This window comes from Achromobacter sp. HZ01 (assembly GCF_003267925.1).
GTDB lineage: Bacteria > Pseudomonadota > Gammaproteobacteria > Burkholderiales > Burkholderiaceae_B > Achromobacter > Achromobacter pulmonis_A.
On record NZ_LWKV01000001.1, the window covers coordinates 287233 to 307227 of the forward strand.

The following is a 19995-nucleotide window of genomic DNA, read 5'->3' on the forward strand; positions in this document are numbered from 1 at the left end:
CCGCCCGGCGCTGGGTACGATCGGCGCATGCGAGCCAAATCGATCTTTGCCGTCCCGGCGGGCCTGCCCCAGGCCGACCGCCAGTTGCGCCGCCATGCGCTGGTGCGCCTGTCGCTGGCGTGGCTGGCGATGATGCAGGTCATGATGTTCGCCTGGCCCGGCTACCTGCGCCACGACGGCATCCCGGCCGACGCGCTCGAGACGCTGGACTGGGCCATCGTGCTGATGAACTGGGCCAGCCTGGCGCTGACCGTGCCGGTGGTGCTGTATTCGGCCTGGCCCATCTGGCGCCTGGCCGGCGAGAACCTGCGGCGCGGCCGCGCCGGCATGGACGTGCCGGTGGCGCTGGGCATCGTCGCCGCCTTCATTCCCAGCGTCCACGCCACCTACACCGGGCGCGGCGAGGTGTATTTCGATTCGGTCACGATGTTCGTGGCCTTCCTGCTGACCGCACGCTATCTCGAACTGTGCGCCCGCCAGTCCTTCGGCGGCGCCGCAGGCGGGGCGCGCCACGAGCGCATCGAGGCCGAGCGGCTGGCGCTGGGCGCGCGCGCCGACCGGCTGGCCTCGCGCTTCGTCATGGTCCAGGTGGCGCTGGCGCTGGCCGCGGCCGCCGTCTGGGCCTATATCGACGCCGCCCACAGCATCCCCGTGATGGTGGCGCTGCTGGTGATGAGCTGCCCCTGCGCCATGTCGATGGCGGTGCCCACCGCCATGGCCTCGGCCCATTCGGCGCTGGCCGCCGACCCCGCCATGCCCGACGCCGCGCTGGACGCGCTGCTGGCCGAGGCGCGCAAGAAGGCCCGCCAGAACCTGCACGGCTCGGTGGTCTGGCACCTGCTCATGACGCCGCTGGCCGTGGTCGGCTGGGTCACGCCCTGGCTGGCCGCCATCACCATGCTGGTGTCGTCGCTGGCGGTGGCCTACAACTCCTGGCGCCTGTGCCGCCGCGACTGGTCCGGCGCGCCGCCGTCGGCCGCGTTCGAGGCCGCGCCGTGACCATCCTCTATCTGCTGCTGCCGCTGTCGCTGCTGTTCGTGCTGGCCATCGGCGTGTCGCTCTGGTGGGCCGTGTTCAACGGCCAGTACGACGACACCGACGAAGCCGGCAGCGCCATTCTGCGCGACGACGACAGCGGGCCCGCCGGACGGGGCTGAAGCCCCCATGCCCGCCGCGCCAGCCATAGATCTGTTGCGCAACCTGCTTGTTCCCCCGTACTGCCGACAGGGTTTGATTCATATCAACGTCCGTTTGGCCGCCAACCGCCATCATGGCAACTTGGATCTAATTGTTTCTCTTTAGGGGAAGGTGATGAACGATTGCGCCGCAATCGCAAACAAGGCCGATACCTTCAACTACCGGATCGTGAGGCAGTTCGCGCTCATGACGGTGGTCTGGGGCATCGTCGGCATGGCCGTGGGCGTATTTATCGCCGCGCAGCTCATCTGGCCGCAGCTGAATTTCGACACGGCGTGGCTGTCCTACGGCCGCCTGCGCCCGCTGCACACCAACGCGGTCATCTTCGCATTCGGCGGCAGCGCGCTGTTCGCAACGTCGTATTACGTCGTGCAGCGCACCTGCCAGGCCCGCCTGTTCTGTGGCCCGCTGGCCGCGTTCACGTTCTGGGGCTGGCAGATCGTCATCGTCGCCGCCGCCATCACCTTGCCCATGGGCTTCACCAGCAGCAAGGAATACGCCGAACTGGAATGGCCGATCGACATCCTGATCACGCTGGTGTGGGTGGCCTACGCCATCGTGTTCTTCGGCACCATCGTCAAGCGCCGCTCCAAGCACATCTACGTGGCCAACTGGTTCTTCGGCTCGTACATCCTGACGATCGCCATCCTGCACATCTTCAATAACATCGAGATGCCGGTTTCGATGTGGAAGTCCTACTCGGCCTACGCCGGGGTGCAGGACGCGATGGTGCAGTGGTGGTACGGCCACAACGCGGTGGGCTTCTTCCTGACCACCAGCTTCCTGGGCATGATGTACTACTTCGTGCCCAAGCAGGCCGGGCGTCCCATCTATTCCTACCGCCTGTCCATCGTCCACTTCTGGGCGCTGGCCTTCACGTACATGTGGGCGGGCCCGCACCACCTGCTGTACACCTCGCTGCCCGACTGGACCCAGTCGCTGGGCATGACGTTCTCGCTGATCCTGCTGGCGCCGTCCTGGGGCGGCATGATCAACGGCATCATGACCCTGCAGGGCGCCTGGTACAAGCTGCGCACCGATCCGATCCTGAAGTTCATGGTCACGGCGCTGTCGTTCTACGGCATGTCGACCTTCGAAGGCTCGATGATGTCGATCCGCACCGTCAACGCGCTGTCGCACTACACGGACTGGACCATCGGCCACGTGCACTCCGGCGCGCTGGGCTGGGTCGCCATGATCAGCTTCGGGTCGCTGTACTACCTGGTTCCGCGCCTGTACGGCCGCGAGAAGATGTACAGCGTCAAGGCCATCGAACTGCACTTCTGGATCGCGACCATCGGCGTGGTGCTGTACATCGCCTCCATGTGGATCGCCGGCGTGCAGCAGGGCCTGATGTGGCGCGACACCGCCGCCGACGGCACCCTGGTGTACAGCTTCGTCGAAGAGCTGAAGACGCGGGTTCCGTATTACCTGATCCGCCTGCTGGGTGGCACGCTGTTCCTGTCGGGTGTGTTCGTCATGGCCTGGAACGTGTGGATGACGGTGCGCGGCGCGCGCCCGGTCAACCCCGCCATTCCGCTGGACGATCCCCATGGCGCGCGTCCGTCGGTCGCTCCGACCGCCGTGCCGGCCACCGTTTGACGAGGACATCATGGCCAACAAGCAACGCGGCTTCTTTTCCCACGAGACGCTCGAGAAGAACATCGGCTGGATGATCATCGCCAGCATCCTGGTGGTGTCCTTCGCGGGCCTCGTACAGATCATCCCGCTGTTCTTCCAGCACAGCACGACCCAGGCGGTCGCCGGCGTCGAGCCCTACAGCCCGCTGCGGCTGATGGGCCGCGACATCTACATCCGCGAAGGCTGCGTGGGCTGTCACTCGCAGCAGGTGCGGGTGCTGGCCGCCGAGGTGCAGCGCTACGGCTCGTACTCCATCGCGGCCGAATCGGTCTTCGACCGTCCGTTCCTGTGGGGCTCCAAGCGCACCGGTCCCGACCTGGCGCGCGTGGGCGAACGCTATTCCGACGACTGGCACCGCATCCACCTGCGCGATCCGCGCAAGGTGGTGCCGGAATCCAACATGCCGGCCTATCCGTGGCTGGAGAAAACCGTCATCACCGGCGCCGACGTGGACCAGCGCATGCGCGCCCTGCGCAAGCTGGGCGTGCCCTACACGGACGAGGAAATCGCCGCGGCGCCCAAGGCCATCGAAGGCAAGACCGAGGAAGACGCGCTGGTCGCCTACCTGCAGGGCCTGGGCGTCGGCGTGCGCAAGGCCAGGCAGGCCGAAGCCGCCGAGGCGGCCAAGCGGGCGGCCCAGCCGCCCCAGCCCGCCGCTCAGCCCGCCCAACCCGCCGCGCCGGCCGCAACGGGAGAATGACCATGCTGGGCTACCTGAGCGCAATCGTCACCGCCATCTCGATGGCAACCTTTTTTGGCATCGTCTGGTGGGCCTGCTCGCGCGGCCGCCAGGGCGCCAACCGCGAATCGGCCATGCTGCCGTTCGCACTGCCCGATGAATTCGGGCCGGGACAACATGATGGAGCGAATCGGTCATGAGCGATTTCGTTAATGGCTTTTGGGGGTATTTCATCTCGATCATCGCCCTGGGCGGCGTGATCTGGTGCATCTGGCTGCTGTACACCCAGCGCCGCTGGCTCGGCACCAAGCCGGTCGCCGGCCAGGTCGAAGACACGGGCCACGTCTGGGATGGCGACCTGACCGAACTGAACAATCCGGTGCCCCGCTGGTGGACCTGGATGTACCTGCTGATGTGCCTGTTCGCGCTGGGCTACCTGTTCTTCATGCCCGGCCTGGGCGAGTACAAGGGCCAGCTGGGCTACAGCAGCACCGGCGAGGTCGCGCAGCAACAGGCCAGGATGGCCGAAGCCGTGCGCCCGATCTACGCGCGCTTCGAGACCATGGACATTCCGCAGATCTCGCAGGATGCGGGCGCGCGCGAAATCGGCCAGCGCCTGTTCCTGAACACCTGCGCGCAATGCCACGGCTCCGACGCCAAGGGCGGGCCCAGCTTCCCCAACCTGGCCGACGGCGACTGGCTGCACGGCGGCTCGCCGGAAGCCATCATGCAGACCATCACCAAGGGCCGCGTCGGCATCATGCCGCCCTGGAAGGGCACCATCGACCCCAAGACCGCCGGCGACATCGCCCAGTACGTGCGTTCGCTGTCGGGCCTGACCGCCGATCCGGTGCGGGTGTTCCGCGGCAAGCGCGAGTTCGCCAACTTCTGTGTCGCCTGCCACGGCGTGGACGGCAAGGGAAACCAGGCGCTGGGCGCGCCCAACCTGACGGACGACGTCTGGCTCTACGGCGGTTCCGAGGCCACCATCGTCAAGACCATCCTGGACGGCCGCGACAACCGCATGCCGGCCCACGAAGAGATCCTCTCGCCGGAGCAGATCAAGATCCTGACGGCATGGGTCTGGGGCTTGTCCAACAAGCCCGGCGCCGAGTCCGTGGCGTCCAACGAGGCGGCGAAATAAGGGCAGGGGGCGGGCGATCCCCGCCCCCCTATCACTGACTTAAAGCACGGAGCAGCATATGGAAGATGGGTCAACCGCAAGCGTCGGCGGCAATTCGCCTGGCGGTGACCCGCCACCCTGGCGGCCCCACACGAGGCCGCCGCGTCCCGGCCAGGAAACCCTGGAACAGACGCTGGCGGACGTGCGCAGCAAGATCTACCCGCGGTCGGTCAGCGGCATTTTCGCGCGCTGGCGGATCGCCTTCGTGTTTCTCACGCAGATCATTTTCTACGGCCTGCCCTGGCTGCAGTGGAACGGGCGCCAGGCGGTGCTGTTCGACCTGGGCGCGCGCAAGTTCTACCTGTTCGGCCTGGTGCTGTGGCCGCAGGACGTGGTCTACCTGGCGGTGCTGCTGGTCATTTCGGCGCTGGCGCTGTTTCTGTTCACGGCCGTGGCCGGGCGGCTCTTCTGCGGCTACGCCTGCCCGCAGACCGTCTATACCGAAATCTTCATGTGGATCGAGCGCAAGGTCGAAGGCGACCGCGTCGCGCGCATCCGCCTGGACGAATCGCCCTGGAGCTGGCGCAAGGCCCGCCTGAAGCTGACCAAGCATTTCCTGTGGATCGCCGTGGCCTGGTGGACCGGCTCCACCTTCATCGGCTATTTCGCGCCCATCCGCGAACTGGGCCACGAGCTGTTCACGCTGCAGCTGGGGCCCTGGCAGTGGTTCTGGATGCTGTTCTACGGCTTCGCCACCTGGGGCAACGCCGGCTTCATGCGCGAATCGGTGTGCAAATACATGTGCCCGTACGCGCGCTTCCAGAGCGTGATGGTGGACCCCGACACCTTCGTGGTCACCTACGACAAGGTCCGCGGCGAGCCGCGCGGCGGACGCTCGCGCAAGATCGACCACAAGGCGGCCGGCATGGGCGATTGCGTCGATTGCAGCCTGTGCGTGCAGGTCTGCCCCACCGGCATCGACATCCGCGACGGCCTGCAATACATGTGCATCGGCTGCGGGGCCTGTATCGACGCCTGCGAACAGGTCATGGACAAGATGCAGTACGAGCCGGGCCTGATCCGCTACACCTCCGAGCGCGCCATGCTCGACGGCCTGTCCACCAAGAGCGCGCGTTCGCATCTGCTGCGCCCGCGCGTGCTGATCTACGGCGCGCTGATCCTGGCGCTCGCCATCGCCTTCGTGGCCTCGCTGGCCATGCGCAATCCGCTGCGCGTCGACATCATCCGCGACCGCGGCGCGCTGGGACGCGAAGTGGCCGGCGGCCAGATCGAGAACGTCTACCGCCTGCAGATCATCAACACCTCCGACCAGCCCATGCGCCTGCGCCTGAGCGCCGAGGGCATGCCCGGCCTGACCGTGATGGCCGGCCAGCAGGGCGCCGATACCGTCGACGTCGAAGCCGCGGCCAACAAGCTGGTGCCGATGGTGATCCGCGCGCCCGCCGGCGCCGAGCCCGGCGCCCACCCCATCACACTGCGCGCGCGCGGCCAGGACGGCGAGCAGCGCGCCATCGAAACCGACGAAGCCGCCAGCTTCTACGTTCCCGAGTAAGCACAGAACAGGATATGTCCATGAACGCAGCCCAGCCCGCGCAGCCCGCCAAACCCTGGTACCGTGAACCCTGGCCCTGGATACTGATGGCCGGGCCGTTCCTGGCCATGATCGGGTGTTTCATCACCATCTATCTGGCCTACACGAATTTCAGCAACCAGCCGATCCAGGAAGGCGTGGTCAAGCGCGGCCTGGTCGTCGAACAGACCGCGCCGAACGCCAATCCGTAGAACGGGAGTGCACTGATGGGCTTGAGATCGTTGATGTGGATACTGTGGCCGTCGTTCCTGGCCGCCGCCGCCTGTAGCGTGCTGGTCTTCGCGTTGATCGACCCGCTGGACGTGGCGATTTTCGGCCACGTCCCGACCGGGCGCGTGGGCTTCTACACCATCTCGTTCTTCGTATTGTGGGTGATGGCCGGGCTGTCCAGCACGCTGACGGCCTATCTCATGCCCAAGCCCGAGGAAGACGAGGACCTCTAGCGAGGGCCTAGGCCTTCCTGACGAATTCCGACTTCAGGCTCATGGGGCCGAAGCCGTCGATCTTGCAATCGATGTCGTGGTCGCCGTCGACCAGGCGGATGCCCTTGACCTTGGTGCCCATCTTGATCACGCCGCCCGAGCCTTTCAGCTTCAGGTCCTTGATGACCGTGACGGTGTCGCCGTCCTGCAGCACGTTGCCGGCCGAGTCGCGGTAGACGCGGGCCTGCTCGGCGGCGTCGCCCGCCTGCGCCGACCATTCGTGCGCGCATTCCGGGCAGATGTAAAGGCCGCCGTCTTCATAGGTGAATTCGGACCGGCATTGCGGACAGGCGGGCAGGGTGCTCACGGGCAAATCTCTCTGGTAAAAGGCGCTATCGCGCAACCCGCAAGTATACGGCGCGGCGGCCTCAAAGGTCCGGGTCGCCGTGCAGCAGGCCGACGAAATGCCGGGCCGCCGCGCTCAGCGGCCGGTCGCGCGGCACGATGCTGCCGAAGGCCGTCAGGCGGTGGCGGATGCGGTAGGGCAGGATGGCGAGCAGCCCGTGCGCGGCATAGCGGCCGGCCACCGATTCCGGAATCACGCCCAGCATCGAAGACTTCATCGCCAGGTTGGTGGTGGTCAGGATCGACGCCGATTCGATCAGGCCCCGCGGCGGCGCGGCGTCGTGCGCGCGGAATTCCTGCTCCATCACGTCGCGCATCGGGCTGCCGTGCGGCTGCAGCACCCACGGATATTCCATCATGGCCGCGAAGTCCACGCGCTTGCGCGCGGCCAGCGGATGGTCCACCGCGGCGATCACCGACAAGGCCTCGTCGCCGATGGGGCGGAATACGTAATGGCGTTCCGGCAGCGTCAGCATGCGGCCGATCACCACGTCCAGCTTGCCCTCGGTCATGCGGCCGATCAGCAGGTCGCTGGTGCCGGTGGAGATCTCCACCGCCAGCAGCGGATAGGTCTGCTTCAGGCGCAGCAGCGCATCGGTCAGCGGCCCCGGCGAGGCCGCCATGATGCTGCCGATGAAGAGCTTGCCGGTGCTGCCCAGCCGTACCTCTTCCAGCTCGCGCGCCAGCGACGCCACCGTGCCGCGCATGCCGCGGAAGTACTCCATGACGCACTCGCCGGCGGCGGTCAGCGCCAGCCCGCGGCCGACCCGCCCGAACAGCGGCTGGCCGATGGCCAGCTCCAGTTCGTGCAGCATCTTGCTGGCCGCCGACTGCGTCATGTTGAGCTGGGCGGCGGCCGCGCGCAGCGTGCCGCGCTCCTCGATCGCCAGCAGCAGGACGATCTGGCGCATGCGCAGCCGCGACAGCAGCGCAGGGACGGAAATCGTACGTTCCATGATTGATCGCCTAAGGTGAACGGTTGGTACAAAAGTTTCATTTTACGGAAACTAAGCTTGTTTCTAAGATGGAGCCACAAAAACAGTAATGACCGCCAGGCGGCAAACCAGCTACCCAAGGAGACAACCATGAAGACTCGGCTATACGCAGCCATGGCGGCAGGGGCCTTGTGCCTGTCGGCCCTGGCCCCCCTGCAGGCGCTTGCCGGCGACTGGCCCAGCAAGCCCCTGCGGCTGCTGGTGGGCTCGGCGCCGGGCGGCGGCACCGACGCGATGGCGCGGGCCGTGGGCGACGAGCTCGGCCCGCTGCTCAAGCAGACGGTGGTGGTCGAAAACAAGCCGGGCGCGTCCAACACGCTGGCGGCCGACCAGGTCGCCAAGTCCGGCGATCCGCACACCATGGTGATGGGCGTCTCCACCGCGCACGCCATCGCGCCGCACCTGCTCAAGCTCGGCTACGACAACGACCGCGACCTCGTGCCGGTGGTGTTCGTGGGCGCCGTGCCCAATATCCTGGTGGTCAACAACGACCTGCCGGCCAAGTCGGTGTCGGAGCTGATCGCGCTGCTCAAGGGCAAGCCGGGCGCCTACAACTTCGCCAGCAGCGGCGCGGGCAGCACCCAGCACATCGCGGCCGAACTGTTCCAGGATGCCGCCGGCGTGAAGATGGTGCACATCCCCTACCGCGGCAGCGGCCCCGCGCTGGTGGACCTGATCGGCGGGCAGGTGCAGGTGGCCTTCGAAACGGCGTCGTCCGTCATCCCGCACATCAAGACCGGCAAGGTGCGTCCGCTGGCCGTGCTCAGCAAGCAGCGCAACCCGCAGATTCCCGACGTGCCCACGATGGAGCAGGCCGGCCTGCCGGGCGTGGAAATGAGCGCGTGGTACGGCATCTACATGCCCAGCGTCACGCCCTCCGCCGTCCAGACGCAGGTGCACGACCTGGTCAACCAGGTCCTGGCGCTGCCGGCCACCCAGAAACGCCTGCAGGCGATCGGCGCCGACCTCAACCCGATGAGCCAGGAGCAGTTCGCGCAGTTCCACAAGGCCGAGAACCAGCGCTACGCCGCCATCATCAAGAAAAACAATATTTCCGTGGAATGAGTCCCGAACCATGACGACTACGCAGCACAAACCCGTCATCGCCCTGACCCTGGGCGACCCCGCCGGCATCGGCCCCGAACTGATCGCCCGCCTGCTGGCCAGGCCCGAAGCCTGCCAGCACGCCAACATCGTGCTGGCGGGCGACGCCTGGCTGTGGCGCGAAGGCCAGCGCGTGGCCGGGGTGCAGGTGCGCACCCAGCCGGTGCCGGGCTTCGAGGCGCTGCGCGACCGCCCCGACAGCACGGTCCCGGCCTGGCTGGAGATGGATACGGTGCGGCAGGACGAAGTGCGCGTCGGCCTGGCCCAGCCGGCCGGCGGCGCCTCCGTGCTGTGCGTGCTCGACGCCTGTATGGATGCCGCGCAGGACGGCCACATCGACGCCATCTGCTTCGCGCCGCTGAACAAGTACGCGATGAAGCTGGGCGGCATGGCTCACAACGACGAGCTGCACCATTTCGCGAAATACCTGGGCGTGACCGGCTACTTCTGCGAGTTCAACACCCTGGGCGATCTCTGGACCTCGCGCGTGTCCTCGCACATTCCGCTCAAGGACGCGGCCGCCGCGCTCAGCGTCGACGGCATCAAGGACGCGGCGCGGCTGATCCACCGCTCGCTGCAGGCCAACGGCGTGGCGCAGCCGCGGGTGGCGGTGGCGGCGTTCAACCCGCATGGCGGCGACGGCGGCACCTGCGGACGCGAGGAAATCGACATCATCGCGCCGGCCGTGCGCCAGCTGAACGACGAAGGCCTGCCGGTGCGCGGCCCGTTCCCGGCCGACACCATCTTCCTGAAAGCCCAGGCGGGCGAGTTCGACGCCATCGTCACCATGTACCACGACCAGGGCCAGATTGCGCTCAAGCTGCTGGGGTTCTCGCGCGGGGTGACGGTGCAGGGCGGCCTGCCCATTCCCATCACCACGCCCGCCCACGGCACCGCCTACGACATCGCGGGCCAGGGCCGCGCCGACCTGGACGCCACCTGGCAGGCCTTTCTGATCGCATGCCGCATGGGCGCGTCGCACCGCGCCTCGCGCCTGGCGGCGGCCTGAGGCCCGCTTCTTCCCATCTTCTGCACGCAGGTAAGCTCCCATGAAAATCAAATCCGTCCGCGCTCGCGTCTACGAATGGACCGGCAAGACCGTTCCGCCCCAGGGCAACTTCTGCTCTAACGCCATGGATCTGCTGTATTCGCCGCAGGAAACCATGAGCACCTTCCGTTTCCACGGCTGGACCGTGGTCGAAGTCGAGACCGACGACGGCATCGTCGGCCTGGGCAACGTGGCGCTGGCCCCGCGCGTGGCCAAGGCCATCATCGACCAGTACCTGGCGCCGCTGGTGATCGGCCAGGACCCCTGGGACTACGAATACCTGTGGCAGCGCATGTACCGCGCCACCCACGCCTGGGGCCGCAAGGGCGTGACCATGGCCGCCATCTCGGGCGTGGACCTGGCCATCTGGGACATCCTGGGCAAGTCGGTGGGCAAGCCGGTCTTCAAGCTGCTGGGCGGGCGCACCAAGGAAAAGATCCCGGTCTACTACTCCAAGCTCTACCGCACCGACCTGGACGCCATGCAGCAGGAGGCCCAGACCTACCTGGACCAGGGCTTCACCGCCTTCAAGATGCGCTTCGGCTACGGCCCGGCGCATCTGCAGAAGGGCGTGGTCGAGAACCTGAAATCGGTGGAGGCGGTGCGCGAAGTGATCGGCTACGACACCGACCTGATGCTGGAATGCTATATGGGCTGGAACCTGGAATACGCCAAGCGCATGCTTCCCAAGCTCGAACGCTTCGAGCCGCGTTGGCTGGAAGAGCCGGTCATCGCCGACGACATCGACGGCTATGCCGAGCTGAACCAGCTGAGCTCGATCCCGATCTCCGGCGGCGAGCACGAGTTTTCGCTGTACGGGTTCAAGCAGCTGCTGGACCGCAAGGCGGTGTCGGTGGTGCAGTACGACACCAACCGGGTGGGCGGCATCACGGCGGCGCACAAGATCAACGCGCTGTGCGAGGCCTACAGCGTGCCGGTCATTCCCCACGCCGGCCAGATGCACAACTATCATCTGACCATGAGCACGCTGGCCTCGCCCATGAGCGAGTACTTCCCCATGTTCGACGTGGAAGTCGGCAACGAACTGTTCTACTACATCTTCGACGGCGAGCCGGTGGCCGAACGGGGCTTCATCGACCTGGACGACGACCGGCCCGGCCTGGGCCTGTTCCTGAAGACCGAATACCTCGACAGTTTCAACATCATCGAATAAGGCGCCATGACCCTCTCCAAGACGCCGCGCTACCGCGGCATATTCCCCGTCGTCCCCACGCCTTTCACCGAGTCCGGCGAACTCGACCTGCCCAGCCAGAAGCGGGCGGTGGACTTCATCATCGATTCGGGCGTGGACGGTCTTTGCATCCTGGCCAACTTCTCCGAACAGTTCGTGCTGTCCGACGAGGAGCGCGAGATCCTGACCCGCACGATCCTGGAGCACGTCGCCGGCCGCGTCCCGGTCATCGTGACCACGACCCACTTCAGCACCCAGGTCTGCGCCGCGCGCAGCCGGCGCGCGCAGGAGCAGGGCGCGGCGATGCTGATGATCATGCCGCCGTACCACGGCGCCACGATCCGGGTGTCCGAAGAGCAGGTGCACGGCTTCTTCCAGCGCGTGTCCGACGCGGTGGACATTCCCATCATGATCCAGGACGCGCCGGTCGCGGGCACGCCGCTTCCGGCCGCGACGCTGGCGCGCATGGCGCGCGAGATCGAGCAGGTGTCGTACTTCAAGATCGAGACGGCGGGCGCCGCCACCAAGCTGCGCGACCTGATCGAACTGGGCGGCGCGGCGATCGAAGGCCCCTGGGACGGCGAGGAAGCCATCACCCTGCTGCCCGACCTGGACGCCGGCGCCACCGGCTCCATGACCGGCGGCGCCTTCGCCGACGGCCTGCGGCCCATCATCGAGGCGCACCGGGCCGGACGCCGCGACGAGGCCTACCGCCTGTACGAGCGCTGGCTGCCGCTGATCAACTACGAAAACCGCCAGGGCGGCATCCTGACCGCCAAGGCGCTGATGAAGGCCGGCGGCGTGATCGATTGCGACGCGCCACGCCACCCGTTCCCCGCGATGCGGCCGGAAGTCAGGCAGGGGCTGCTGGAGACCGCCCGGCGTCTGGATCCGCTGGTGTTGCGCTGGGGGAGGTAAGAGGAAGGGCGGCTGGGGCTGCCTGATGGGTTTCGCGCGCAGCATGGCTGAGTTCTTGCGCAGGGATTCTCGCGCTGCGCCCATCCTACGGTCCCGCCATCGTAGGATGGGTGCAGCGCGAGACATCCGGGATAAAAAATCAAATATCGAACGCGCGAAACCCATCAGGCGGCCCCAGCCGCCACCCCCCCCCATTTCCAAAACAGACTGTTCCGCCACCTCGAACAAGCCGCGCCGGCGTGGCGAGTAAAATCCCTGGTTGTCTATCAAGTCGGGGGCGCGTGTGCAGCCGGTCATTTCAGTCCAGGACCTAACCAAGCGGTACGCATCGGGATTCCAGGCGCTCAAGAACGTGAACCTGGATATCCAGCGCGGCGAAATCTTCGCCTTGCTGGGGCCGAACGGTGCGGGCAAGACGACGCTGATCAGCATCATCTGCGGCATCGTCAATCCCACTTCCGGCACCGTGCTGGCCGATGGCCACGACATCGTGCGCGATTTCCGCGCGGCGCGCGCCAAGATCGGGCTGGTGCCGCAGGAAATCTCCACCGACGCGTTCGAGAGCGTCTGGAACACCGTCAACTTCAGCCGGGGCCTGTTCGGCAAGCCGACCGACCACGCCTACGTCGAGAAAGTGCTGCGCGACCTGTCGCTGTGGGATAAGAAGGACAGCCGCATCATGGCGCTGTCGGGCGGGATGAAGCGCCGCGTCATGATCGCCAAGGCGCTGTCGCACGAGCCCGCCATCCTGTTCCTGGACGAACCCACCGCCGGGGTCGACGTCGAGCTGCGCCGCGGCATGTGGGAAATGGTGCGGCGCCTGCGCGAAAGCGGCGTCACCATCATCCTGACCACGCACTACATCGAGGAAGCCCAGGAAATGGCCGACCGGATCGGCGTGATCCGCAAGGGCGAGATCATCCTGGTCGAGGAAAAGCACGCCCTGATGAAGAAGCTGGGCAAGCGCCAGCTGGCCCTGACGCTGAAGGCGGCGCTGCCCGGCATCCCCACGGCGCTCGACGGCTTCCAGCTGGACCTGTCGGCCGACGGCCACACGCTGGTCTATACCTACGATAACCAGGGCGGCGGCGAGATTTCGCGGCTGCTGCACGAGCTGGGCAGGCTGGAGATCGAATTCACCGACCTGAATTCATCGGAAAGCTCGCTCGAGGATATCTTTGTCAGCCTGGTGCACGGTCAATCATGAACTTCTACGCCATCCGCGCTATCTACCTGTTCGAAATGGCACGCGCGTGGCGCACGCTGATGCAAAGCGTGCTGTCGCCCGTGATCTCCACCTCGCTGTACTTCGTGGTGTTCGGCTCGGCCATCGGCTCGCACATGGTCGAGATCGACGGCGTGAGCTACGGGGCCTTCATCGTGCCCGGCATGATCATGCTGTCGCTGCTGACGCAAAGCATCGCCAACGCGTCATTCGGCATCTACATGCCGCGCTTTTCGGGCACCATCTACGAGATCCACTCGGCGCCCATCTCGTACGTGGAAATCGTCATGGGCTACGTCGGGGCGGCGGCCAGCAAGTCCATCATCCTGGGGCTCATCATGCTGGCCACGGCGCGGCTGTTCGTCGACTTCGACGTGGTCCACCCGTTCTGGATGCTGGCCTTCCTGGTGCTCACGTCCGTCACCTTCAGCCTGTTCGGCTTCATCATCGGGATCTGGGCCGACGGCTTCGAGAAGCTGCAGATCATCCCGCTCATGATCATCACGCCGCTGACCTTTTTGGGCGGCACCTTCTATTCCATCAAGATGCTGCCGCCGTTCTGGCAGGCCGTCACGCTGTTCAACCCCGTGGTCTACCTGGTCAGCGCGTTCCGCTGGGCGTTCTACGGCGCGGCCGACGTGAGCGTCGGCGTCAGCGTGGGCATGACGCTGGTGTTCCTGCTGGCCTGTCTGCTGGGCGTGCGCTGGATCTTCAAGACCGGCTACCGGCTCAAGACCTGATCAGGCCGCCGCGGTGGGCGCGGCGCGCGCCATGCCGTCGAAGGCGTCGAGCAGACGTTCGCGCCAGGCATGGACCGGATCGTCCGCGGCCAGCAGGTCCAGCGCGCTGGTGCAGCGCGCCCACATGAACATGCCGAACACGGCGTAGTCGGCATAGGCGGGCCGTTCGCCGGCCAGATAGGGCTGCCGGGCCAGCGTCTGGCGCAAGGGCAGCAGGGCGGCGCGCAGCGCGGCGATCTGCGCTTCGTAGCCGGCCGGCAGGTCTTCCAGCCTGCCGAAGCGCTTTTCGCGCGTGGCGCGGAAGTAGTCCTTGTCCTTCTCGTGGATCAGCCCGTGGATGCTGGGCAGGAGCAGGCGCGCCAGCGTCGGCACCAGCGTGCTGTCGGCCCAGGAATTGGCGAACAGGCTCAAGGCGCGGCCGGTCGGGCCGCCGAACAGCGAGGGGCGGTCGGCATAGGCGTCTTCGAGATAACAGGCGATCTGCCAGGAGTCGCTGACCACGCGGCCGCCGTCCACCAGTACCGGCACCAGCTTCTGGCCGGAAAAATCGATGGCTTCCTTCTCGGTGAAGCGCCACGGCACGGTCTGGGCCGACAGGCCCTTGTGGGCCAGCGCCATGCGCGTCTTCCAGCAATGCGGGCTGAACCGCAGCGACGGGTCGGCGCCCGCCAGGTCGTAGAGAGTGAGGTCCGGGGTCAAGATGTCGCGCTCCGCTAAGACAGGTCTGGGGAATTAGAGGATAAGGCCAAAACGGGAAAAGCGGGCTTGCCCTGTTGCTGCGGACAGGTCAGCGCTTGAACAGTTCTTCGACCATGAAGTCGATGAATACACGCAGCTTCGGAGCCAGATTCTTGCTCGACGGCCACAGCAGCCGGAAGGCGCCCTGGTGCTCGATGTGCGCATCCAGCACGGTGACCAGTTCGCCCCGCTCGATGGCTGGGCGCAGCATGTAGTCCGGCAAGCAAGCGATGCCGAGGCCGGCGAGCGCCACTTCCATCAGCGCCGCCGACGTGTTGCAGACCATCGAGACCGGCAGCCTCGCTTCCGCGGCGCCTTTCGCGCGCTTGAGCGGCCAGGATTCGAGCTTTCCCGTACTGGGGAATTTGTGTTGCAGGCAGGCGTGGTGGATCAGGTCGGCGGGAACCTCGGGCGTCCCGCGCCTCGCCAGGTAGTCCGGCGAGGCGGCCAGCTGCAGTCGGTAATTGCCCAGGGGCCGGGACATGAGGCGCGAGTCGGTCGGTTCGCCGGTACGCATCACCACGTCGAAACCTTCCTCGATCACGTCCACCAGGCGGTCCGAGAAATCCACATCCAGTTCGATAGCCGGGTAGCGGTGCATGAAGGCCGTCAGCGCCGGCATGACCAGCATGCCGACCAGGGGCAGGCTGATGCGTAGCCGGCCCCTGGGCGCCTGTCGGGTTTCGGACAGCTCCAGCTCGGCCGCCTCGACTTCGCACAGGATGCGCCGACAGCGCTCCAGGAACAGCGCGCCTTCGGCGGTCAGCGTGATGCTGCGTGTACTGCGGTGGAATAGACGCACGCCCAGGCGCTCCTCCAGCCGGGACACGCTTTTGCCCACAGCCGAAGAGGACACGCCGAGATTGCGCCCGGCTTCGGAGAAACTGCGGGTTTCCGCCGCCTGCACAAAGAATGCGATACCGCCGAGAGATTCCATGGCGTAGGTAATTTAGGAAAATTTGTCCGATATATTAAGAACATTAGCATTATTGTCTTGATCGGCACCTGCCTGCACCATGACTGCCTACATTCAATTCGTGCCGATTCCATGCCACATGGGCTCGGCATTCACAAAGGCAGATTCATGGCAATTTCAACCACAACGGCCCTCGGTGGCGTTACCCGATCCGCGCGCCTTCCCATCGCATCGCTTCTGGCCCTGGCGTTTGCCGGTTTCGTTACGATCCTCACGGAAGCGCTGCCAGCGGGCCTGCTGCCTCAGATCAGCGCCGGGCTGGGAATTTCCGAAGCACTGGCCGGCCAACTCGTGACCGTCTACGCCATTGGCTCGCTGGTAGCGGCGATTCCGCTAACCGCCGCCACGCAAGGCGCGCGCCGTCGCCCGCTGCTGCTTGCCGCCATTGCCGGTTTCTTCATCGCCAATACCGTCACCACGCTATCCAGCAGTTATGTCCTGACGATGGTGGCGCGCTTCCTCGCGGGTGTGTCGGCCGGCCTGTTGTGGGCGCTGCTGGCGGGCTATGCCGCGCGCATGGTGCCCGAGCACCAGAAGGGCCGGGCCATTGCTATGGCGATGGTCGGCACGCCGCTGGCGCTGTCGCTGGGCGTGCCGGCCGGCACTTTTCTTGGCGGCCTGGTCGGCTGGCGCATGTGCTTCGGCATCATGAGCGGGCTGGCGCTGCTGCTCATCGTGTGGGTACGCGTCAAGGTGCCGGACTTCGCCGGGCAGGCGGCCGGCAAACGGCTGTCGCTGCGCCATGCGTTCACCGTGGCCGGTGTGCGCCCGGTGCTGTTCGTGGTGCTGGCCTTCGTACTGGCGCACAACATTCTCTACACCTACATCGCACCGTTCCTGGCGGCGGCGGGGATGGCGCAACGGACGGACCTGGTGCTGCTGGTGTTCGGCGTCACGTCGCTGCTGGGCATCTGGATCGTCGGCGTGCTGATCGACCGGCACCTGCGTGCGTTGACGCTGGCCAGTACCGCTTTGTTCGGCCTGTCCGCACTGGCGCTGGGGGGCGCCGGCGATGCGCCTGCAATGGTCTATGCGGCGGTCGCCGTCTGGGGACTTGCCTTCGGTGGCGCGGCGACCTTGTTCCAGACGGCCATCGCCAAGACCGCAGGAGACGCGGCCGACGTGGCGCAGTCGATGCTGGTCACGGCCTGGAACATGGCGATCGCGGGCGGCGGCATCGTCGGTGGCGTGCTGCTGGACCGGCTGGGTGTCGTGGCCTTCTCACCCGCGTTGCTGGTGCTGCTGGCCGCCACCCTGGTCGTGGTGCGCGCCGCCAGGCAGCACGGTTTTCCAGCGGCGCGAGGATAAGACGCGATGGCGTTCCCGCATGTGCGTTGCTTCCTGGGCGGCCCTACGACAAAAAAACGCCACGCGCCCGAAGGCGGGTGGCGTTTGCCGCGGCGGGGGCAGCGGCGGCGTCAGCGGGCGGGCGCGCCCTTGGTCATGTTCATGACGCGCTGCTTGAGCTGCGGGTCCTGCTGCACGGCCTGGCCGATGCCGTTGAATTCCTCGACGCTCAGGCCGTCGGCGCGGACCAGCTGCACCATCTTGGCGTCCGCTTCCTGGACGACCTTCTGCTTGGCTTCGTCGGTCTTGGCGGCGTCGACCTTGGGACGGTATTCGTCCACGACGCCGGAGATTTTCTGCGAGGCCGACGCGTAGCGCTGCAATTGCTGCTCGGTCGGCTGGATCGCGGGCGGGGGCGCCATCTGCTGCTGGGCCTGGGCTTGGGGCTGGGCGGCCTGCTGGGCAAAGGCGGGGGCACCGGACAGCGCCGCCGTCAGCAGCACGGCGGGCAGGACTCCCCACGCCGCGCGCGCCTTGCGCGCTTGCTGCCCCGCGGCAATATGGAATGCATTAGTGGAACGCTGCATGAAACCTCCATGTTCCGGTTGAATGTCCGACCATGATGGCAACCGGCCCGGCCCAGGGGCAAGTTTCGCGATGTGTTTTCCTGTGTCGGCAGGCCACCGCGGGCGCGCGGCGCGCGGCAGGGCGGCCCCGGGGGCGGGGCGGAAACGTTTTGCGCGTTTTCGTAGTCGCTGCTGGCCGCGATGTTTCCGGGCGCAATCAGGCCGCGTACCAGAGCACGGCGAAGAAATGGCAGACGGTGCCGGCCAGCACGAAGAGGTGCCAGACGAAATGGCTGTAGCGCCAGCGGTTGTCGAGCACGAAGAAGGCCACGCCGCCGGTATAGGCCAGGCCGCCGGCGACCAGCCACCACAGGCCGCCGGTGGGCACTTTCTCGATGAGCGGATTGACGGCGATGAGCACCAGCCAGCCCATCGCCAGGTACAGTCCGGTGGATAGGGCGGGGCGGTTGAGCCGCTTGCTGGCCTTCAGGCCCACGCCCAGCAGGGCCAGGCCCCACACCAGGCCGAACAGCGTCCAGCCCCACGGGCCGCGCAGCGCGCCCAGGGCGAATGGCGTGTACGTGCCGGCGATCAGCAGGTAGATGGCCGAATGGTCCAGCAGGTTGAAGAACTCCTTGGCGCGGCAGCGCGGCAGCGCATGGTATATGGTGGAGGCCAGGTACAGCAGGCACATCGACGCGGCGAATACCGCGGCCCCCACGATGAAGGCGGCGTCGCCCTGGCGCACGGCCGCGACGATCAGGATGGGCGCCGAGGCCACCGCGCCGGCCGCGCCGACGCCGTGGCTGATGGCGTTGGCGATTTCTTCGCCTAGGGTCTGGGGTCTGTCGTCGGGAAACATGAATGCGTCTCGGTTGGGCAAGCCTCCACCATAGGCGCTTTGCGACGCCGTCTCAAGACCGCCGCAAGGCGGATACGGCGCAGATTTGATCTGGTGCAAGCCGGCGCTTGCCGCGGGGTCCGGGAGATCGCGCTGGCGCAGTTACCATACGATACATTCTCCAGGGGCTGACTGACCGAGGTTCGGATGGCGCGCAGTTTCACCAGTCTGATATTCAAGACCGCCAAGCGGCTCGGCCGGCTGCAGCGCGCCGCGTTGCTGGCGGCCGCGCCCAAGGCCGCCAGGCGGGCGGCCGTGCGCCGCAAACCGGCGAAACCGGCCGCCAAACCCGCCGCCAAGGCCGCGGCGGCGGCGTCCGCCGGCCTGGGAGCCGGGCGCTGGGAGGCCTCCCGCCAGTACACCGACGGGTCCGGCCGGCGCCTCGCCTTCGCGCGCTATACGCCGGTTTCCGCGCCGCGTACCGGCATGCCGCTGGTGGTGATGCTGCATGGCTGCCGCCAGACCAGCCTGGCGTTCGCGCGCGGCTCGCGCATGAACCAATGGGCCGATGCCGGCGGTTTCATGGTGCTGTATCCGCAGCAGTCGCTGGCGCGCCAGGTGCAGCGCTGCTGGCGCTGGTTCCAGCCGGACGACGCGCACGGCGGGGCCGAGGCCGACCTGATCGCCGGCCTGATCCGCTCGGAAGCGGCCCGCTTCGGGGTGGACCCGGAGCGCATCTACATCGCCGGCCTGTCGGCGGGCGCGGGCATGGCCGCGCTGGTGGCGCTGCGGCATCCGCGCCTGATCGCCGCGGTGGCCATGCATTCGGGGCCAGTGGCCGGCGACGCCCATAGCGCGGCCGGCGGCCTGGCCGCCATGCGGCGCGGCAGCGTCAAGCCGCTCGCGCCGCTACTGGAAAACATCGCGGACCCGGCCGTTTTCCGGCTGGGCATGCCCGCGCTGATCCTGCATGGCCATCTGGACCCGGCGGTGGCGCCGCGCAATGCGCGCCAGTTGTTCGAGCAGTTCCGCGCGCTCAACGGCGTGCCGGCCGACGCCGCGCCGGTCGAGCGCGTGCTGGGGCTGGGCACCGAGCGGGCCTATCGCCGGCTGGACCTGCTGCGCGGGCGCAGCACCGTGCTGCGCCTGTGCGAGATCATCCGGCTGGAGCACGCCTGGAGCGGCGGAGACGGGTCCGTGCGCTACCACTCGGCCAACGGCCCCGATGCCTCGGCGCTGATCTGGCGCTTTTTCCGCACCCAGCGCCGCGTAGCCAGCTGAAGGGC

23 protein-coding genes are annotated in these 19995 nt (G+C 67.0%); 17 read left to right on the forward strand and 6 right to left on the reverse strand.

Going from position 1 to position 19995, the window contains the following annotated elements:
• The first annotated feature begins 27 nt into the window (after positions 1-27).
• The 9 genes from A6B37_RS01285 to A6B37_RS01325 all read left to right on the forward strand — a co-directional run bounded on the left by A6B37_RS01285 (position 28) and on the right by A6B37_RS01325 (position 6695).
• Positions 28-999 carry a hypothetical protein gene (locus A6B37_RS01285; protein WP_111824686.1) on the forward strand — a complete coding sequence of 324 codons (972 nt, stop codon included), beginning with the start codon at positions 28-30 and terminating at the stop codon, positions 997-999.
• Entirely contained in the window at positions 996-1157 is a 162-nt protein-coding gene (gene ccoS / locus A6B37_RS01290) for a cbb3-type cytochrome oxidase assembly protein CcoS (protein WP_102772346.1), read from the forward strand. Before A6B37_RS01285 ends, ccoS begins: the two co-directional genes overlap by 4 nt.
• A 154-nt stretch (positions 1158-1311) precedes the next feature.
• Complete coding sequence (gene ccoN / locus A6B37_RS01295) at positions 1312-2799, forward strand: cytochrome-c oxidase, cbb3-type subunit I (protein WP_102772345.1); 1488 nt, start codon at positions 1312-1314, stop codon at positions 2797-2799.
• Positions 2800-2809: 10 nt separating this feature from the next.
• Positions 2810-3538: a cytochrome-c oxidase, cbb3-type subunit II gene (gene ccoO, locus A6B37_RS01300; protein WP_111824687.1), complete on the forward strand. Its 729-nt coding sequence runs from the start codon at positions 2810-2812 to the stop codon at positions 3536-3538.
• A gap of 2 nt (positions 3539-3540) precedes the next feature.
• A complete protein-coding gene (locus A6B37_RS01305) occupies positions 3541-3717 on the forward strand; it encodes a CcoQ/FixQ family Cbb3-type cytochrome c oxidase assembly chaperone (RefSeq protein WP_102772343.1) in 177 nt (58 codons plus the stop codon).
• Positions 3714-4661, forward strand: a complete 948-nt coding sequence (gene ccoP / locus A6B37_RS01310) for a cytochrome-c oxidase, cbb3-type subunit III (RefSeq protein ID WP_102772342.1) — start codon at positions 3714-3716, stop codon at positions 4659-4661. Before A6B37_RS01305 ends, ccoP begins: the two co-directional genes overlap by 4 nt.
• Before the next feature lie 58 nt (positions 4662-4719).
• Positions 4720-6213, forward strand: a complete 1494-nt coding sequence (ccoG, locus tag A6B37_RS01315) for a cytochrome c oxidase accessory protein CcoG (RefSeq protein ID WP_102772341.1) — start codon at positions 4720-4722, stop codon at positions 6211-6213.
• 20 nt (positions 6214-6233) lie between these two features.
• Positions 6234-6443, forward strand: a complete 210-nt coding sequence (locus A6B37_RS01320; RefSeq protein ID WP_102772340.1) for a FixH family protein — start codon at positions 6234-6236, stop codon at positions 6441-6443.
• Positions 6444-6458: 15 nt separating this feature from the next.
• Positions 6459-6695 (forward strand): hypothetical protein, encoded by a 237-nt coding sequence (locus A6B37_RS01325; RefSeq protein WP_102772339.1) that lies wholly within the window; start codon positions 6459-6461, stop codon positions 6693-6695.
• A 7-nt stretch (positions 6696-6702) separates the two neighbouring features.
• On the opposite strand, the gene A6B37_RS01330 is transcribed toward A6B37_RS01325, so the two are convergent.
• Both A6B37_RS01330 and A6B37_RS01335 read right to left on the reverse strand, forming a co-directional pair.
• Positions 6703-7041: a zinc ribbon domain-containing protein YjdM gene (locus tag A6B37_RS01330; RefSeq protein ID WP_102772837.1), complete on the reverse strand. Its 339-nt coding sequence runs from the start codon at positions 7039-7041 to the stop codon at positions 6703-6705.
• Positions 7042-7102: 61 nt separating this feature from the next.
• Positions 7103-8035, reverse strand: coding sequence for a LysR family transcriptional regulator (locus tag A6B37_RS01335; protein ID WP_102772338.1), 933 nt, complete (start codon positions 8033-8035; stop codon positions 7103-7105).
• Positions 8036-8164: 129 nt separating this feature from the next.
• Between A6B37_RS01335 and A6B37_RS01340 the strand changes: the two genes are divergently transcribed.
• From A6B37_RS01340 to A6B37_RS01365, 6 genes are all read left to right on the forward strand, one after another.
• Positions 8165-9139, forward strand: a complete 975-nt coding sequence (locus A6B37_RS01340; protein ID WP_102772337.1) for a tripartite tricarboxylate transporter substrate binding protein — start codon at positions 8165-8167, stop codon at positions 9137-9139.
• Positions 9140-9149: 10 nt separating this feature from the next.
• Positions 9150-10187, forward strand: coding sequence for a 4-hydroxythreonine-4-phosphate dehydrogenase PdxA (locus A6B37_RS01345; RefSeq protein WP_102772336.1), 1038 nt, complete (start codon positions 9150-9152; stop codon positions 10185-10187).
• Between the two features lie 40 nt (positions 10188-10227).
• Complete coding sequence (locus tag A6B37_RS01350; protein WP_111824688.1) at positions 10228-11400, forward strand: L-rhamnonate dehydratase; 1173 nt, start codon at positions 10228-10230, stop codon at positions 11398-11400.
• A 6-nt stretch (positions 11401-11406) separates the two neighbouring features.
• Positions 11407-12336: a dihydrodipicolinate synthase family protein gene (locus A6B37_RS01355; protein WP_102772334.1), complete on the forward strand. Its 930-nt coding sequence runs from the start codon at positions 11407-11409 to the stop codon at positions 12334-12336.
• Between the two features lie 283 nt (positions 12337-12619).
• Positions 12620-13543 (forward strand): ABC transporter ATP-binding protein, encoded by a 924-nt coding sequence (locus A6B37_RS01360; RefSeq protein ID WP_102772333.1) that lies wholly within the window; start codon positions 12620-12622, stop codon positions 13541-13543.
• Complete coding sequence (locus tag A6B37_RS01365; protein WP_111824689.1) at positions 13540-14301, forward strand: ABC transporter permease; 762 nt, start codon at positions 13540-13542, stop codon at positions 14299-14301. The genes A6B37_RS01360 and A6B37_RS01365 overlap by 4 nt, the downstream gene beginning before the upstream one ends.
• Here A6B37_RS01365 and A6B37_RS01370 read toward each other — a convergent pair whose 3' ends face one another.
• Positions 14302-15000, reverse strand: a complete 699-nt coding sequence (locus A6B37_RS01370; RefSeq protein WP_111824690.1) for a glutathione S-transferase family protein — start codon at positions 14998-15000, stop codon at positions 14302-14304.
• 88 nt (positions 15001-15088) lie between these two features.
• Positions 15089-15976, reverse strand: a complete 888-nt coding sequence (locus tag A6B37_RS01375) for a LysR family transcriptional regulator (RefSeq protein ID WP_111824691.1) — start codon at positions 15974-15976, stop codon at positions 15089-15091.
• A 147-nt stretch (positions 15977-16123) separates the two neighbouring features.
• Between A6B37_RS01375 and A6B37_RS01380 the strand changes: the two genes are divergently transcribed.
• Positions 16124-17323, forward strand: coding sequence for an MFS transporter (locus A6B37_RS01380; protein ID WP_102772329.1), 1200 nt, complete (start codon positions 16124-16126; stop codon positions 17321-17323).
• A gap of 110 nt (positions 17324-17433) precedes the next feature.
• Here A6B37_RS01380 and A6B37_RS01385 read toward each other — a convergent pair whose 3' ends face one another.
• Complete coding sequence (locus tag A6B37_RS01385; protein WP_102772328.1) at positions 17434-17889, reverse strand: DUF4168 domain-containing protein; 456 nt, start codon at positions 17887-17889, stop codon at positions 17434-17436.
• A 196-nt stretch (positions 17890-18085) separates the two neighbouring features.
• On the reverse strand, positions 18086-18730 hold the full coding sequence (locus A6B37_RS01390) for a hemolysin III family protein (RefSeq protein WP_111824692.1): 645 nt from the start codon (positions 18728-18730) through the stop codon (positions 18086-18088).
• Positions 18731-18916: 186 nt separating this feature from the next.
• Here A6B37_RS01390 and A6B37_RS01395 point away from each other — a divergent pair, with 186 nt between their 5' ends.
• On the forward strand, positions 18917-19990 hold the full coding sequence (locus A6B37_RS01395; RefSeq protein ID WP_111824693.1) for a PHB depolymerase family esterase: 1074 nt from the start codon (positions 18917-18919) through the stop codon (positions 19988-19990).
• The last annotated feature ends 5 nt before the right edge of the window (positions 19991-19995 follow it).